The 13,259-nt window shown below is 69.0% G+C and carries 11 protein-coding genes; 7 read left to right on the forward strand and 4 right to left on the reverse strand.

Annotated features, from left to right (window positions below; all coding sequences use genetic code 11):
• Positions 1-22 precede the first annotated feature (22 nt).
• Together IEX71_RS08050 and IEX71_RS08055 are read left to right on the forward strand one after the other, a co-directional pair.
• Positions 23-361: a TadE family type IV pilus minor pilin gene (locus IEX71_RS08050; protein WP_229749568.1), complete on the forward strand. Its 339-nt coding sequence runs from the start codon at positions 23-25 to the stop codon at positions 359-361.
• Positions 358-747, forward strand: coding sequence for an Rv3654c family TadE-like protein (locus IEX71_RS08055; protein ID WP_188836433.1), 390 nt, complete (start codon positions 358-360; stop codon positions 745-747). Before IEX71_RS08050 ends, IEX71_RS08055 begins: the two co-directional genes overlap by 4 nt.
• 62 nt (positions 748-809) lie before the next feature.
• On the opposite strand, the gene IEX71_RS08060 is transcribed toward IEX71_RS08055, so the two are convergent.
• The 3 genes from IEX71_RS08060 to sftH form a co-directional block, all read right to left on the reverse strand.
• On the reverse strand, positions 810-2,267 hold the full coding sequence (locus tag IEX71_RS08060) for a hypothetical protein (protein ID WP_188836434.1): 1,458 nt from the start codon (positions 2,265-2,267) through the stop codon (positions 810-812).
• 195 nt (positions 2,268-2,462) lie between these two features.
• Entirely contained in the window at positions 2,463-3,257 is a 795-nt protein-coding gene (locus IEX71_RS08065) for a GNAT family N-acetyltransferase (protein WP_188836435.1), read from the reverse strand.
• 67 nt (positions 3,258-3,324) lie between these two features.
• A complete protein-coding gene (sftH, locus tag IEX71_RS08070) occupies positions 3,325-5,715 on the reverse strand; it encodes a DEAD/DEAH box helicase (RefSeq protein WP_188836436.1) in 2,391 nt (796 codons plus the stop codon).
• Between the two features lie 164 nt (positions 5,716-5,879).
• Between sftH and IEX71_RS08075 the strand changes: the two genes are divergently transcribed.
• From IEX71_RS08075 to IEX71_RS08090, 4 genes are all read left to right on the forward strand, one after another.
• Positions 5,880-6,248 carry an STAS domain-containing protein gene (locus IEX71_RS08075; RefSeq protein WP_373284587.1) on the forward strand — a complete coding sequence of 123 codons (369 nt, stop codon included), beginning with the start codon at positions 5,880-5,882 and terminating at the stop codon, positions 6,246-6,248.
• Positions 6,249-6,437: 189 nt separating this feature from the next.
• Positions 6,438-7,946, forward strand: coding sequence for a DUF7059 domain-containing protein (locus IEX71_RS08080; protein WP_188836437.1), 1,509 nt, complete (start codon positions 6,438-6,440; stop codon positions 7,944-7,946).
• 5 nt (positions 7,947-7,951) lie between these two features.
• Positions 7,952-8,350, forward strand: coding sequence for a PaaI family thioesterase (locus tag IEX71_RS08085; protein WP_188836438.1), 399 nt, complete (start codon positions 7,952-7,954; stop codon positions 8,348-8,350).
• Positions 8,351-8,379: 29 nt separating this feature from the next.
• Entirely contained in the window at positions 8,380-9,318 is a 939-nt protein-coding gene (locus IEX71_RS08090; protein ID WP_188836439.1) for an LLM class F420-dependent oxidoreductase, read from the forward strand.
• A gap of 105 nt (positions 9,319-9,423) precedes the next feature.
• Here IEX71_RS08090 and IEX71_RS08095 read toward each other — a convergent pair whose 3' ends face one another.
• On the reverse strand, positions 9,424-10,215 hold the full coding sequence (locus IEX71_RS08095; protein WP_188836440.1) for a dioxygenase family protein: 792 nt from the start codon (positions 10,213-10,215) through the stop codon (positions 9,424-9,426).
• A gap of 171 nt (positions 10,216-10,386) precedes the next feature.
• On the opposite strand from IEX71_RS08095, the gene topA reads away from it, so the two are divergent.
• On the forward strand, positions 10,387-13,251 hold the full coding sequence (gene topA / locus IEX71_RS08100) for a type I DNA topoisomerase (RefSeq protein ID WP_188836441.1): 2,865 nt from the start codon (positions 10,387-10,389) through the stop codon (positions 13,249-13,251).
• Positions 13,252-13,259: the final 8 nt, after the last annotated feature.

The raw sequence follows: 13,259 nt of genomic DNA on the forward strand, positions 1-13,259 counted from the left end.
TCGGCGATCCGGTGACGGTGGCATGGTCACTGCCGAGCTCGCGGCCACCATCCCCGCACTGATCTTCGTGCTGCTGGTCGCCGTCAACGCGGTGATGATCGGTATCAATCAGGTGCGTTGCGTCGACGCGGCACGCGTCGCGGCACGGGCCGCTGCCCGTGGGGACAGCGCCGCAGCGGTGCGGCAGGTCGGTGCTCGCGCAGGCCCCTCGGGCAGCACCGTGCTGGTCGCCGGCGGGGGTGAGGAGGTCACGGTGACGGTGACCGCACCGGTGCCGGGGCCGTTCGGTTGGCTGGTGGGTGGTGCGCCGTTGCGATCGGTGGTCACGACACCGGTGGAGAGTGCGGAGCCGGTGTCATGAGGCGCTGCGTGGCCTGCCGGGTTGCCGGTGCCGGCCGGGAGCGCGGGTCTGCGACCGTGCTGGTGGTGATGGCGATCGGCGTCGTGCTGCTGTGCCTGACGGGCGCGCTCACCCTGTTGTCCGCGGTCCATGCCAGTCACCGAGCGCGGGCCGCGGCCGACCTCGCGGCACTCGCCGGCGCGCAGGTACTCGTCAGCGCCGACACCCGAGCACCGTGTGATGTCGCCGCGGCCGTCGCCGCGCGCAATGGCGGTTCGCTGGTCGGGTGCGCGGTGGCCGGTGATGACATCACAGTGCGCGTCGCTACCCCGGCGAGTTGGCCCGGGCTGGGTTCGGCACGGGCACGCGCCAGGGCAGGTCCGGATCCCGGTGACCCATCCCGGTGACCCATCCCGGTGACCCATCCCGGTGACCTCGCGAGCTGGCGCAGTGAACAGAAAGAAGCGCACTAGACCCAGACGCCGCCGCGCTTCTCCCGCCACCAGGTTGCCTGGTCACCGGTCGCTTCGTCGCTGTAGAGGTCGGGGTGGTGGGTGATCCCGGCGGCGTAGATGCCCGTGTAGCGGCAGGCGGCGTCCTGCAGGAAGGGCTTCAGGTCGTCCCACTCGGTGAGGACACCCGCGTGCGCCATGGCGGTGAGTGTGTTGATGACGAGGCTCGTACTCGCTTTGTTCTTCAGCAGCAGCCGCAGCGCCTCGTCGTTGTCCGGAGTCGCGAGCCTTGACATGAGGTAGGTCGCCAACTGGCGGGTGATCGGGTCGCGGCCGGTGGTGCAGATCTCGGCCGCCTCGGCGCAGATCGCAGCCGCGAAGGGGCTGCAGTAGATGAGCGTCGCCGCGTGGTGCCGGATGCCGAAGCGTTCACTGTTGACGATCAGTCGGAGCAGCTCGGGCAGCACGCTGCCGGTCGGATGATCGGGCCAGGTACGAGACATGGCGGCGTGTGTGTAGGCCGACACCTCCGCGCTGACGTCGTGTCGCGCCCGACGCCCGGTCAGCCGGGACAGTGGATGCACGTCGGTGTCGATACGTCGCAGGATCGGCTCGCCGAGCGCCTCGGGAAGTTCGGCGGCCAGTGCGGCGATGGGCTCGTAGGACTTCAACGACCACGTCGACAGTCGGTCGGCCAGGTGATCCGCGACGATCTGTTGCTGCGCGTGGCTGAGCCGGCCGCGGTGGATGGGCGTGTTCAGCGCGGCGGCGTGGAAGAAGAAGCGCTCGGCGGGCACAGAGGGCAACTCGGCGAGCAACAGGTCGATGACTTCCGGTGCCCGGATGTCACCCACCACGCTCCACGCCTCCATCGCGCCGGACGCACCCTGCACCGACGTCAGATCCCGGGTCGCCGCCAACAAGTGGGTGGCGTAGTGGTCGTGTTCGGCAACGGTGGACAGTGCCTCGAACCGGGGGAAATAGGCGGGATTCACCGCACGCATGCATTCGTCGAGAAGTGTGCGGATCCACTGTGCTGCCAACGCATCCGGCAGGAGCGACGGTTCGCCATACGTGATCGCGTCGATGAGCGTCAGCCAGTCGCTCCCGGTGAACTGCTCGTCATCGAGGTACCGCCGGTAGAAGTCGTCGACGACGTCCTGGCGGGCCGACAAGGACTTCGGCACCGACCGCAAGGTGGCCAACTTCTCGGCACCGCGGGCATGCGGCGCCTCACGCGCGGCCGACCGCAGTGGCGCACTGAGCGTTCCGGGTGGCATCCACAACATGCGTTCGTACTTGCCGATCGCCGAGACGGCGACGTCGTTCTCGCCGTTCTCGGTGCGGGACACCTCCGTCTCGGACAGCGGTATGCCGCGTTCGCGCGCGGCGGCGGCGAACTCCCGGCCCGTCATACCGCCGTATTCCGACGCCATCCGGTGTGACCACAACAACCAGCCGGTGACCGCGTTCATGTCCTCGAACGTGTGCCACCGACCGGACGCCACCGGGCCCCGCGCAATGCGGCCCCGCCTGCTCGCAACTTCCCAGACCATGTGGCGTATCCTGCCCGGCGAGCGTGGGCGGTGCGGATATCTTGCAGCAGGAGCGGACTTCCGCAACACCTGTCGTCGCGGCGGCGTCACGCGTCCGACGGCCGCTGCGGTGGGTCAGCGCTGCCAGATGTATGGCGTGGTGGTCGTGACCCGCCGGAACCCGGAGCGCTCGAGGATCGGCCGGGAGAACTCCGTGGAGTCGGAGTTGATCAGCGTCTTGCCGGCGCGCAGCGCCGTCTGTGCACGTTTGGCGGTCAGCGCCCGATAGATGCCACGACCGCGCCATTCCGGCAGCGTCGCGCCACCCCAGATGCCGGCGAAATCCGTGCCCGGGACGGGCTCGATGCGTCCGGCGCTGATGACCCGGCCCTCGGCCTCGGCCACCCACAGCTCGACCCCGGGAGTGTCCGGGTCGTTGATCCGATCCAGCGTGGACTCGAGACGTTCGGACACGGTCTCCGGGTCGTCGAAGACACTTGCCTGCATCGTGAGCATCGCTCGAACGTCCTCCGCGCTGGTCACGGTGTGCAGCGAAACGCCCTCCGGCACTGGCACATCGGTCGCAATGGAGGTGGCTTCGCCGACCATCACCGACTCGACCTCCTCGGCCACGAAGCGGTGCTTGCGCAACAGCTCGGCGAGCGCCGGCACGCCGTCGTGCCCCCGCGTCTTCCACTCGAACGCCGTCACCGACGGGTCGGCGGCGTAGTGCTCGACGGTTTCGACGATGAGCTGCTCGAGTTCGGCATCGGTCGGTGTTCCGAGGGTGCGGTAGCTGACGAACCCGCGTCCGCTGTGGAACCTGCCCCACAGCAACGGGCCGTGACGCTCGACGTCGGCCATCGACCGCATCTCGGCGTCGGTGCGCAGTTGGTCGTCGTATGCCGCAAGCAGGCTCGCATCGTCCATCACATGCGAGACCCTGCCCGGCAGAGCACTTCGCGGCAACCGAATTAGCGGCCCTTCGCGGTCGGGCTCAGCGGTGGTCGCGAAGCACTCGGTCGAGCACGACGATCGCGCCGGCCTTGTCGAGTAGGTTGTTGCCGTTGCCGCACTTCGGCGACTGCACGCACGTCGGGCAGCCGTCGCGGCACGGGCACGCGTCGATGGCGGCCCGCGTCGCGAGCAACCAGGTGGCGGCTTCGCCATACGCGCGCTGTGCGAACCCGGCACCGCCCGGATATCCGTCGTAGACCACGACGGTCGGCAGGCCGGTGTCAGGATGCAATGCCGTCGAGACGCCGCCGACGTCCCACCGGTCGGACTGTGCGACCAGCGGCAGCATCGCGATCGACGCGTGCTCGGCGGCATGCAACGAGCCGGGCAGCTCATCGGCGGTCAGCCCTTCGGCCAGCAGGTCGTCCTCGGCGATCGTCCACCACACGCCCCGTGTCACCAGCTCGTGCTCGGGCAGGTCCAACGGATGTTGGCCGATGACCACACCCGAGGGCAGCATGCGCTGGAACGACGTCACCTGCGTGCGGACCCGGATCGTCCCGAAGTGCAAAACCACGCTGCCCCAACGCATCTCGCGCTCCACACGTTGTATGTCGAATGACGACACCGACTGGGCGAAGGTCGACCAGCCGGGGTCGCCGACGACGACGTGCGCGGTGGTGGCCGCCAGGTCGAGCTCGGTGACCACATGCGACTGGCCCTGGTGCAGGTAGACCGCGCCCGTGTGTACGGCCGCATGCGCCCGAGCCGCGTCGACGGTGCCGAGCACGCGCGCCGTCCGCGTCTCGACGATCCGGACGTCGTCCTCGCCACCGCCGCGCAGCGAGAAGTGATCGGCCGGCCGGTCGTCGCGCGCCCAGAACCAGCCGCGTGGCCGGCGCCGCAGGATGCCGCCGGTAACCAGCGACTGCAGGATCCCGGGCAGTGACGGACCGAAGAGCGCGGCGTCGGCCTCGGTCACCGGCAACTCGTGCGCTGCGGCGGCGACGTGCGGCGCGAGCACGAACGGGTTCGCCGGGTCCAGGGTCGCGGCCTCGACAGGCCGGTCGAAGATCGCCTCCGGATGGTGCACCAGGAAGGAGTCCAGCGGGTCGTCCTCGGCGATCAGGACGACCAGCGAGGTGCGGCCGCTGCGGCCGGCTCGACCTGCGCGTTGCCACAGCGAGGCCAGCGTGCCGGGCCAGCCGGCGAGCAGCACCGCGTCCAACCCGCTGACGTCGATGCCGAGCTCGAGCGCGGAGGTAGCGGCGAGTCCGCGCAACTTCCCTGTGCGCAGGTCATTTTCGAGCTCTCGGCGTTCCTCCGGCAGGTAGCCGCCCCGGTATGCCGCAACGGGCCTCACCTGGTCTCGATACGAGCCTCCTCCGCTGCGCTCCCCCGCCTCTACTCGACCCGCATGGGATCGCACCATCTCGGCGACGACCTCGACGCCGACCCGTGACCGCGCGAAGGTCAAGGTCTGCACGCCACGGTCGATCAACGCACTCATCAAGTCCGCGGACTCGGCGACCGCGCTGCGCTGGGCCGCATCCGCGCCCGGTTTGCTCCCGGGCTGCCAGAGGCCGACGAGCATCGGCGCGCGCGGCGAGCCGTCCTCGGTGACCTCCTGCACCGGCAGACCGGTGAGCTCGCCCGCGTGCAGCCCGGGCGTCGCGACGGTGGCCGATGCGAGCACGAAGGTCGGGTCGGCGTGATAGCGCGCCGCGATCCGCCGCAACCGGCGGATGACGCCTGCTACATGTGAGCCGAAAACCCCACGGTAGACGTGACATTCGTCGATCACGACATAACGCAGCGCACGGAAGAACGACGCCCACCGCTCGTGCCCGGGCAGCAAGGTGTGGTGCAACAGATCGGGATTGGTCAGCAGCAACGCGGCGTGGTCGCGGATCCAGCGGCGCTCGTCGAGCGGGGTGTCACCGTCGAGGGTCGCCGCCCGCACATCGGGTATGGCGAAACCGCGGATGCGGGCTTCCTGGTCCGCCGCGAGGGCCTTGGTCGGTGCGAGGTAGAGCGCGGTCGCGCCACGGCCGGTGGGTGCGGAGGACCCGTCGGCGACCGCGGACAGCATCGGCAGCAGATAGCCGAGGCTCTTGCCCGACGCGGTGCCGGTCGACAGCACCACGTGCTGTCCCGACCACGCGAGGTCGGCCGCTTCCCGCTGGTGGGACCAGAGCCGATCGATCCCGGTGCCTCGAACGGCGGCGGCGACCTGCGGATTGACCCAGTCGGGCCACGCCGCGTCGACCGCGGCGCGCCCGGGCAGCTCGCGGGTATGGACGAGTTCGCCGGTGCCCGCACCCGCGAGTGCGGCGAGGGCGCCCCGAGCGTCGAAATCGGCGGATGCCGGGGCAGCATCGATCTCCGGTCGTCCTCGCGGAGGGCCGGTCACGGGCGCGATGTCGGTCATTCCGTGTTCAACGGTAGGTCCGATCTCCGACATCCGTGGGACCGGCCGGGGCGGCCGATGAAAGACTGTCGCCCGACAACGAGGCTTGCTACGCGTTGGCGTTGCGGTTGCAGGCCCTGTTCAGAATGAACGTCAACGGCAGTTCGACCCCGAAAGGTAGCTTCGTGACCGACCTGGACATCAGCGGTAGCGACGAGGGTGACTTCACCGTCATACGACTGGTCGGTGACGTGGACGTCTCAGCGGCCGCACGGCTGCGGGACGCGCTCGCACGGCTCATCACCGACCCCGCGGAGAAGGTTCTGGTCGACCTGAGCAATGTGCCGTTCCTGGATTCCACCGGTCTGGGCGTGCTCGTCGGGCGGCTGAAGCAGCAGCGCCTCGGCGGTGGCGACCTCGCGCTCGTCATCGAGTCCGAGCGGCTGCTGCGCAACTTCCGCATCACCGGACTGGACCGTGTCTTCAACATCCACCCGTCGGTCGCTGCCGCGGTGGCCGCGGACAACGCCGACGGAGCCTCCGGCACCGCCTGACTGCGAGACCCGTGGCGACCCCGCACCGAGGGCAACCCCGAACCGAGCACACCCCTCGCGGAGAGGCTCAGAAACACCTTGACAGGCTCAGAAAATCGACGGTTGCAGAGCTGGTTTTCTGAGCCTCTCGGTGGGGTGGCGCGCCGGGATCTCCGTATGCCGAACCCGCCGTTGGGCGAAGATGGCCGTATGCCGAACACCGCGCCGCTCGCCGACGATCCCGCAGCCCTGCGACGCGCACTGATCGCCGCCCGCTTCACGCTCGACGGGATCACCGAATGCCTCGGCCCGGTCGCAGCACAGGCCTTGCACCGCGAGCAGCGCCTGCCGGCGGACCTCGCCACCCGCGACGACGCGTCACCGGTTGCGACCCTGGTGCGGCTCTTCGCTCTCGGCCTGCCCGTCGGCGTGCGGCAACTCGACCGTGCCCTGCCCGGTTGGGACACCGCCCGGCTACGGGCGGCCGGCATGGTCAGCGTCGACGGGTCGCGTGTGCGGGCGGCATACGACCTGCGTCCGTATGGCGACGACGACCACCAGTGGTGGGTCGTCTCCGACCTGTCCGAGGTGATGACCGGAGAGCCGTTGCCGGTCGACCACGTGCTCGGCATCGGTGGTGCGTCGACGACGCTCGCGTCCTGGACCCCGCGGCGGCGGGTCGCTCGAGCGCTCGACCTCGGGACCGGCTGCGGCGTGCAGGCGCTGCACCTGACCGGCCACGCCGAACACATCGTGGCGACCGACACCTCTGCCCGGGCACTCGAGATCGCCTCCTGGAACGCCGCACTCAACGGCTGCGACTGGGACCTGCGACGGGGAAGCCTCTTCAGACCCGTCGGCGGCGAGACCTTCGACCTGATCGTGAGCAACCCGCCCTTCGTCATCACGCCGCGCGCCGAGGGCGTGCCGACCTACGAATACCGCGATGGTGGCAAGGTCGGCGACGGCATCGTGCGATCCCTCATCCGAGAGCTCCCGAACCGACTGAACCCCGGTGGCGTCGCACAACTGCTGGCCAACTGGGAGGTGCCCGAGGGGAAGGACTGGCGCGACGTCGTCGGTGCGTGGTTCGACCGCACCGGCCTGGACGCCTGGGTCGTACAACGAGATACCCAGGACCCCGCGGAGTATGCCGAGCTCTGGTCCGGAGATGGTGGATTGCGTTCCGGCGCAGAGGGATTCGAGCAGTTGTATGCCGCCTGGCTACGCGACTTCGAGCAGCGCGGCATCGCCGAGGTCGGCTTCGGCGTGGTCACCGTCCAGCTGCCGGAGCGCCGTCGGCGCCCCTGGAGGGAACTGATCGAGGTCACCGGCCCCGTGCAGTCGCCGATGGGCCCGGCGATCGATGCGGGCCTTCGAGCCCGGACCTGGCTGGCCGAAGCGGGCGAGCAGGGGCTGCTGGACTCGCACCTGACCGTCGCCGCGGATGTGACCGAGGAACGGCATGGCCGCCCGGGCGCCGAGGACCCGTCGGTCATCGTGATCCGGCAGGGCGGCGGCCTGCGTCGGGCGTTCAAGGTCGACACCGCGATGGCGGCGTTCGTGTCGGTCTGTGACGGCGAGTTGTCCACCGGACAGGCGCTCGCCGCGATCGCGTCGCTGCTGGAGGTGCCGGACGATGAGCTGGTGCGGGGGGCGCTTCCCGTCATACGCGACCTGGTGGCCGACGGCCTGCTGACGACGAACAAGGAGAACTGACAGGCATGTTCACGATCGAAGAAGGCCGAGCAGTCCTGCAGGCGCAGCCGTTCAGCCGGCTGCTGGGCACGGAGCTGACCGAGGTCGACGCCGATGAGCGAGCAGTGACGCTGCAGCTGGATCTGCGTGACGAGTTGCGTCAGCAGCACGGGTTCCTGCACGGCGGAGTGATCGCCTACCTCGCCGACAACGCGCTGACCTTCGCCGGCGGCCTCGTGCTCGGGCCGTCTGTGCTCACCGGCAGCGTCAACCTCGACTACTTGCGTCCGGTGTCGGCCGGGCCGGTCCGGGCGCGCGCCACGGTCGTCGAGGTGGCCGGCCGGACCGCGATCTGCGCGGTGCAGGTGTCATCCGCCGATGACGTCTGCGCGGTCGCGCAGGGCAGAGTCCGCCTCGTCGGTTAGCACGCAGCGGTGCGACATACGCTCCTCCCATGAAGTTGCGCATCTTCACCGAGCCCCAGCAGGGCGCCTCGTATGACGACCTGGTCGCCGTCGCACAGCGAGCGGAGGCCCTCGGCTTCGGGGCGTTCTTCCGCTCCGACCACTATCTCGCGATGGGCGACGGTGACGGGCTGCCGGGGCCGAGCGACGCGTGGATCACGCTGGCCGGCATCGCCCGCGAGACTCGGGCGATCCGCCTTGGCACGCTCGTGACGAGCGCGACCTTCCGGCTGCCCGGGGTCCTCGCGATCGAGGTCGCGAATGTCGACGCCATGTCCGGCGGGCGGGTCGAGCTCGGACTGGGCGCGGGATGGTTCGACCGGGAGCACGCGGCATACGGCATTCCGTTCCCGGGGACGAAGGAACGCTTCGACCGCCTCGAGGAGCAACTGGAGATCATCACCGGGCTCTGGTCGGCGACCGGTCGTTTCTCGTATGACGGCAACCACTACCAGCTCGCCGACAGTCCGGCCCTCCCGAAACCGTTGCAACGCAACGGGATTCGCGGCGGTGTCCCCGTCTTGGTCGGCGGGCACGGCAAGAAGCGCACGCCGGCGTTGGCGGCGCGGTATGCCGACGAGTTCAACATGCCGTTCGCCTCGATCGGGGACACGGCGACTCAGTTCGGGCGCGTGCGCGCAGCCGTCGAAAAGGTTGGCAGGGCAGCGGATTCGATGACCTACTCCGCTGCGCAGGTGGTCTGTGTCGGCAGCACCGAGACCGAGCTGGAGCGCCGAGCCGGAGCCATCGGCCGGGACAAATCTGAGCTGCGGGAGAACGGCGTGGCCGGCACGCCGGCCGAAGCGGTCGACCGGCTCGGCGCGCTGGCGGATGCAGGAGCTGAGATCGTCTATTTGCAGCTGCTCGACATACAGGACCTGGAGCACCTGGACCTGATCGCCGGCGAGGTCATGCCGCACGTCCTCTGATCGCCCCCACCTTCCGCGAGTGACGGCTTCTTCGGCGAGCGACGGCGCTATAGGACCGTCACTCGGCGAAGAAGCCGTCACTCGGCAACGGGGTGGTGGGCGGGGTCAGGCGGCGGTCGAATCCAGCTGCCACGAGCGCTTGGACAGGCCGTGCCAGAAGCCGTCGATGACGGTGTGTGAGTCCGAACCGTCGGCGGCTGCGGCGCCGAGCGCGACATACAGCGGTGCCCAGTGCTCGGTGCGCGGGTGTGCCAGCTGGGCGGCCGGCGCGGTGTGGCCGAAGTCCATCAGCGCGTCGAGGTCGCCCTTCGCCATCGTCTCGGCTGCCCAGTGGTCGAACTCGGACATCACCGACTGCGGCGCCGCGTCCGGGCTCGGCTGCATGCAGCTGAGGTTGTGGGTCGTGAAACCCGAGCCGACGATCAGCGTGCCGTCGTCGCGCAACGGCGCGAGCTTGCGGCCCAGCGCGTAGAGCTCCTGCGGATCGAGCGTCGGCATCGACAACTGCAGCACCGGCACGTCCGCCTCGGGGAACATCTCGTTGAGGGGGACGTAGGCGCCGTGGTCCAACCCGCGACTCTCGTCGCGCACGAGCGACTGTCCCGGAGTCGAGATCAACTTGGCGACGTCGTCGGCCAGGTCGGGCGCGACGGGGGCGTCATACCGGACGTCGTAGTACTTCTGCGGGAAGCCCCAGAAGTCGTAGAGCAGCGACGCGCCGGTTGTCGAGCTGACCGCGATCGGTGCCGATTCCCAGTGCGCGGAGACCATCAGGATGCGCTTCGGTCTCGGCAGCTCCTTGCCCCATGTGCCGAGCTCGGCCGTCCAGCGCGCGTCGTCGGCGAGCGGCGGGGCGCCGTGGCTGAGGAAGAGGACGGGCTGGCGGTCTGTGGTCATGGATCCCATGATGACGTAAACAAATTTAACTTTCAACTATTCCCCGCAATAAGTGAGCAGGTGGGCCGACCGCGGTGGGTGCGCTCCGGGGAACGTGCTTAGACTCAGCCCCGTTCGCACGTCGAAGCAGTGACGAATCCACTGCACGTCGGACAGGAAGCGAGAAGAACTGTGGCGCGCAAGCTGGTCATCGTGGAGTCACCCGCCAAGGCCAAGAAGATCGGCGGCTACCTCGGGGACGACTACGTCGTCGACGCGAGCGTCGGACACATCCGGGACCTGCCGAACCCGTCCGAGCTGCCGGTCGAGATGAAGAAGGGCCCCTACGGCAAGTTCGCCGTCAACGTCGATGAGGGCTTCGACCCCTATTACGTGGTCGCATCGGCCAAGAAGAAGAAGGTCGCCGAGCTCAAGCGACTGCTCAAGGACAGCGACGAGCTCTACCTCGCCACGGATGAGGACCGCGAGGGCGAAGCCATCGCGTGGCACCTGCTCGAGGTGCTCAAGCCCAAGGTGCCGGTCAAGCGGATGGTCTTCCACGAGATCACCAAGGAAGCGATCCAGCACGCTGCCAACAGCACTCGCGACCTGGACGACAACCTGGTCGACGCGCAAGAGACCCGCCGGGTCCTGGACCGCCTCTACGGCTACGAGGTCAGCCCGGTGCTGTGGCGCAAGATCCGCCGCGGCCTGTCCGCCGGCCGCGTGCAGTCTGTCACCACGCGCATGGTGGTCGAGCGCGAACGCGAGCGTATGGCGTTCCGCGCCGCCTCCTACTGGGACGTCGAGGGCGAGTTCGCACCGAGCAACAGCACCTCGCAGGCCTTCACAGCGAAGCTCACCGCACTGGACGGTGCCCGCGTCGCCACCGGCCGTGACTTCGACGACCGCGGAAACCTCAAGAACGACAAGGTGTTCCATCTCGACGCGCCGCAGGCCAACGCCATCGCCGAGCACGTCTCCGCGGGCGCCGCGACGGTCAGCTCGGTGCAGGAGAAGCCCTACACGCGGCGTCCGAGCGCACCCTTCACGACCAGCACCCTGCAGCAGGAAGCCGGTCGCAAGCTGCGGATGAGCAGCAAGGCCGCGATGAGCGTCGCGCAGCGGCTGTACGAGAACGGCTACATCACCTACATGCGTACCGACTCGATCACGTTGTCGGAGTCGGCGATCCGTGCCGCTCGCAACCAGGCCCGTGATCTGTATGGCGCCGACTACGTGCCCGATCAGCCGCGTCGCTACCAGGGCAAGGTCAAGAACGCCCAGGAGGCGCACGAGGCGATCCGCCCGGCCGGTGACACCTTCCGCACGCCGGCGCAGGTCGCCGGAGAGCTGCGTGGCGAGGAGTTCGCGCTCTACGAGCTGATCTGGAAGCGCACCGTCGCATCGCAGATGGCGGACGCGCGTGGCAGCACCGCCACCGTGAAACTCACTGTCCCGATTGCGGACTCGGGCGTCGCCAAGATGTCGGAGTTCAGCGCCTCCGGGACCGTGATCACCTTCCGCGGCTTCATGGCGGCATACGAGGAGGGCCGCGACGTCGAGCGCAACGCCAAGGGCGACGACACCGGCACGCGCCTGCCGAAACTGAGCGAGGGCGTCGCGCTGGACGTGTTGCGCGCTGAGGCCGAGGGCCACCAGACCAGCCCGCCGCCGCGTTACACCGAGGCCACCCTGGTCAAGGCGATGGAGGAGATGGGCATCGGTCGCCCGTCGACATACGCCTCGATCGTCGGCACCATCCAGGATCGTGGTTACGTCAACAAGCGCGGCACCGCGCTGATCCCGACCTGGACCGCGTTCGCCGTGATCCGGTTGCTCGAGGTCCATTTCCCGTCGCTGGTCGACTACGACTTCACCGCGTCCATGGAGGAGGGTCTGGACCGCATCGCCGCAGGCGACGTCGGCCGGGTCGATTGGCTGACCCGCTTCTACTTCGGCGACGGCAACGACCGCACGCCCGGCCTGCCGACCAACGGCCCGGACGGCACCGAGGGCCTGCAGGAGATGGTCGAGCACCTGCCCGAGATCGACGCTCGCGGCATCTCCACCATCGAGATCGGCGACGGCGTCGTCGTGCGTGTCGGACGCTACGGCCCGTATGTCGAAGAGGTCGTCCCCGAGGGCGTCGACCCGAAGACCGGTGAGGTCACGTCGGATTCGGCGGAGGCTCCGAAGCCGCGTCGCGCGACCATCAACGACGACATCGCACCCGACGAGATGACCCCGGAGAAGGCGCGCGAGTTGCTCGTGTCAGCTGACGACGACGGCCGCGTGCTCGGCCAGGACCCTGCCACCGGTCACGACATCGTCGCCCGGGCCGGGCGCTACGGCCCCTACGTCACCGAGGTGCTGCCTGCCCCGCCCGAGCCGCCCGCGCCGGCAGAGGGTGCCAAGCCCAAGCGAGCCAAGAAGACGACCGGCCCGAAGCCGCGGACCGCGAGCCTGTTCAAGGACATGGATCTGGCCACGATCGAGCTGGACACCGCGCTGAAGCTGCTGAGCCTGCCCCGGGTCGTCGGCGCCGTCACCGAGGGTGAAGGTGACGAGGCCAAGCAGGTCGAGATCACCGCACAGAACGGCCGCTACGGTCCCTACCTGAAGAAGGGCACCGACTCCCGGTCGCTCACCAGCGAGCAGCAGCTCTTCGACATCACGCTCGAAGAGGCGCTGGCCATCTACGCCGAACCCAAGCGGCGTGGCCGGGCCGCGCAGCCGCCGTTGAAGGAGCTCGGCAACGACCCGGTGTCGACCAAACCCGTGGTGATCAAGGACGGCCGGTTCGGCCCCTACGTCACCGACGGGGAGACCAACGCGACGCTGCGGCGTGGCGACGACCCGGCATCGATCACGCCGGAGCGTGGTTTCGAGCTGCTCGCCGAGAAGCGCGCCAAGGGTCCGACGACCCGCAAGCGCGCGGCGAAGAAGACGACCAAGAAGGCGACCACGAAGAAGACCGCGGCCAAGAAGACGGCCAAGAAGACGGCCAAGAAGTCGGCTGGGAAGAAGGCTTCAGCGGCCAAGTCGACGGACTGATCCCGGCT

The organism is Flexivirga endophytica, from assembly GCF_014640635.1.
GTDB lineage: Bacteria > Actinomycetota > Actinomycetes > Actinomycetales > Dermatophilaceae > Flexivirga > Flexivirga endophytica.